Below are 2,759 nucleotides of genomic sequence, written 5' to 3' on the forward strand. Positions count from 1 at the left end.
CCGCAGGCGCCCCACCCGCACAGCCGCCCGTTCAGGACGCCGCGTAGCTACCGATGATCTCGCTGACGACCTCCGCCGTCCGAGCGCTGCGCAGGATGTCCACGTGGTCGACCGGGACCTCCACGGTCCGCGCCGCCAGCAGGGCCCCCTCGGTCGGCTGCCGGGAACTCACCGCGGTGGCGGTGCGCCAGGCGGCGGCCGGGTCGATCTGCCGGGCCGCGTCCAGGTACGACACGAACGACCGGAACACCGCCGCGAACTCCTCCAGCAGTTCCGTGTCGAGCTCCTCGCGTGCGAACGCCGCGCCCGCCTGCTCCCGGAAGATCCGGACCAGCTCGGCGCCGAAGGCGGCGAAGTCCGGGGCGCCCGCCCGCGCCGCCTGTGCGGCCTGCCGGGCGGCGGACACCTCGTCGGCGGACAGCACCGAGGCGAACTGGTTCATCATCGCGGCGAAGTCCCGGTCCAGACCGGCCGGGGACGGCACCTCCGGGTCGAACATCACGAACCGGGGCGGCCGTGCCTGCCACCCGGCGACCCGGGCGGCGATCTCACCGGCGAAGACGCTGCCCGCGCAGTAGCCGAGCACCGCCCGGACCGTACGGCCACTGTCCTCGGCCTCGCGGACCCACAGTTCGATGTAGTCCCGCGCGGACATGCCGTCGCCCGTGTCGGGCTGGCGGGTCTCCCACACGGCGAGGTGCGGGTCGAGCCGGGGGACGAGGTCGGTGAAACTGGAGTCGGAACGACCCGTGGTGGCGAAGTCGACGGCGAGTACGAGGTCGGTGCCCCGCCCCTCGTTGAGGACTTTCCATCCGGTGAGCCTGGTCATGTGTGCTGTCCACTCTGGTCGGCGCTGTGCGGGGAATGCGGGGCGGGCGGGCGTCGGGCCCGTCACCGCGCGGGCGGTGACGGGCCCCGGGCCGCCGCTCAGCCCTCGGTGATCCGGATGGCCTTCGACGGGCAGATGTGCTCGACGAGCTTGCGCGTGTGCGCGGCGTCGGCGTCCGAGGGGCTGTCGTCCAGCAGGATCACCAGGCCGTCGTCCTCACCCTGATCGAAGATGGCGGGGGCGCTCATCACGCACAGCCCGGCGCCGATACAGCGGTCGCGGTCCACATGCACCTTCACCGCGCTCACCAGCCGACCACGAGCTTGTGCACCGGCGGCAGCCCGTCGATGAGCTCGATCGGCTCGTCGGACTCGACCACGTGCAGGTCCGGGAACCGGGTGAACAGCGAGGTGAAGCACAGCTCCATCATCAGCCGGGCCACATGCTGGCCGAGGCACTGGTGGACGCCGTAGCCGAAGGCGAGGTGGTCCCGGGCGTCGCGGTGGATGTCGAAGGCGTCGGGGTCCGTGTACTTGGCCGGGTCGCGGTCGCCGAGACCCTTCAGTACGAGGATGCCCTCGCCCTCCTTGATGGTCACGCCGTCGATCTCCACGTCGGCGAGCGCCACCCGGGCCAGGACCTCGTCGACGAGGCTGAAGTAGCGCAGCACCTCGTTCACGGCCTTCGGCATGAGCCCCGCCGGGTCGCCCTGGAGCGCCTTGAGCTGTCCGGGGTGGTCCAGGAGCGTCTGGGTGCCGAGCGCGATGCGGTTCACGATGAACTCGTAACCCGCGAGCAGCAGCATCTTCGTCATCAGCGTCAGACCGTGGTGGTCGAACTCGTCGGTCCGGCCCGCCCGGGTGATGAAGCTGCCGAGCATGTCGTCGGCGGGGTTCTCCTGCTTCTCGGTGACGAGGGTGGCGAAGTACGTCATCAACTCGTTGTTGGCGGCCATCTTCTCGTCCATGGTGTACGAGTGCCGCGTACCCACCATGATCGCGGCGTTGCGCGTGAACACGTCGCGCTCGGCCTCGGGGATGCCGGCCAGTTCGCAGATCACCTGGGCCGGCAGCGGCAGGGCCAGCGCCTGGACGAGGTCGGTGGGGCCGCCGGCCGCCTCCATCCCGTCGAGGTAGTGGTCGATCAGCTCCTGCACCTTCGGGCGCAGCTTCTCGACGGCCTTGATGGTGAAGTCCGGCAGCGCCATCTGACGGACGCGGGTGTGCCGGGGCGGGTCCATGGTCACCAGCAGGTTCTTGGAGTCCCTGGCGATCATGTCCAGCAGTTCCTGCGGCGCGGGGAACCTGATGGGGAACGTGGGGTGCGGCTGCACGCTGAACCGGTCGTCCGCCAGCAGCCGTTGGATGTGGTCGTGCTGCGAGACCAGCCACGCCTTGCTGCCCGACGGCATGGTCACCTGGGTCAGCGGACGTCCCTCCGGCACCTGGTCGTACTCAGGCAGAAGGGGGTTGGGCCAGCCGCGTGGGGCGACGGGGCAGGTGGCCTGCTTCTCCATGGCGTCGGTCATAGGGGTATTCCCTGTCTTTGTCGTGGTCATGGGTCTGCTCGCCGTGATGCTACGGACGGAATTCCCGCCCGCCGGAGGCCCTTGCCACTTGCTGCAACAGGACCCGGTTCAAAGAATCTGAATTCCGTGCGCCCGGCCAGAAGATCCGTTTCCGGTAATTGCAGCGGCCTGCGACAGAGCTTGTCGGTACGTGTATTCGTTTACCGAACGTCGATTGACCGCCGTCAGCGGATCCGGTGCACGGACGAAGGGCGCTGCCGCGCCCGCCCCAGGGCTGTTCCGGCCCGGGGCCGCCTCGAACACGGCGCTGACAGCAGGCCCGCCGGAGCCGCCCGTGGCTGCCGACCCGTTGGATCACCGACCGACTCGCAGGTCGGCCTGGCCCGAAGAAACAGAGGACAG

The 2,759-nt window shown here is 69.8% G+C and carries 3 protein-coding genes; all 3 read right to left on the reverse strand.

Annotation, left to right across the window (positions count from 1 at the left end; genetic code table 11):
• Positions 1-31: 31 nt before the first annotated feature.
• Complete coding sequence (locus tag A6A29_RS09000; RefSeq protein ID WP_073719472.1) at positions 32-829, reverse strand: hypothetical protein; 798 nt, start codon at positions 827-829, stop codon at positions 32-34.
• A gap of 98 nt (positions 830-927) precedes the next feature.
• Positions 928-1,137 (reverse strand): ferredoxin, encoded by a 210-nt coding sequence (locus A6A29_RS09005; protein WP_385730776.1) that lies wholly within the window; start codon positions 1,135-1,137, stop codon positions 928-930.
• On the reverse strand, positions 1,134-2,357 hold the full coding sequence (locus tag A6A29_RS09010; RefSeq protein WP_158074377.1) for a cytochrome P450: 1,224 nt from the start codon (positions 2,355-2,357) through the stop codon (positions 1,134-1,136). Before A6A29_RS09010 ends, A6A29_RS09005 begins: the two co-directional genes overlap by 4 nt.
• Between the last annotated feature and the right edge of the window lie 402 nt (positions 2,358-2,759).

The sequence above is a fragment of the Streptomyces sp. TSRI0281 genome (assembly GCF_001905125.1).
Lineage (GTDB): Bacteria > Actinomycetota > Actinomycetes > Streptomycetales > Streptomycetaceae > Streptomyces.

Bases quoted from the DNA above. Each gene is read 5' to 3' on its own strand.
- A6A29_RS09000 (WP_073719472.1), bottom strand. From the start codon at position 829: ATGACCAGGCTCACCGGATGGAAAGTCCTCAACGAGGGGCGGGGCACC.
- A6A29_RS09010 (WP_158074377.1), bottom strand. From the start codon at position 2,357: ATGACCGACGCCATGGAGAAGCAGGCCACCTGCCCCGTCGCCCCACGC.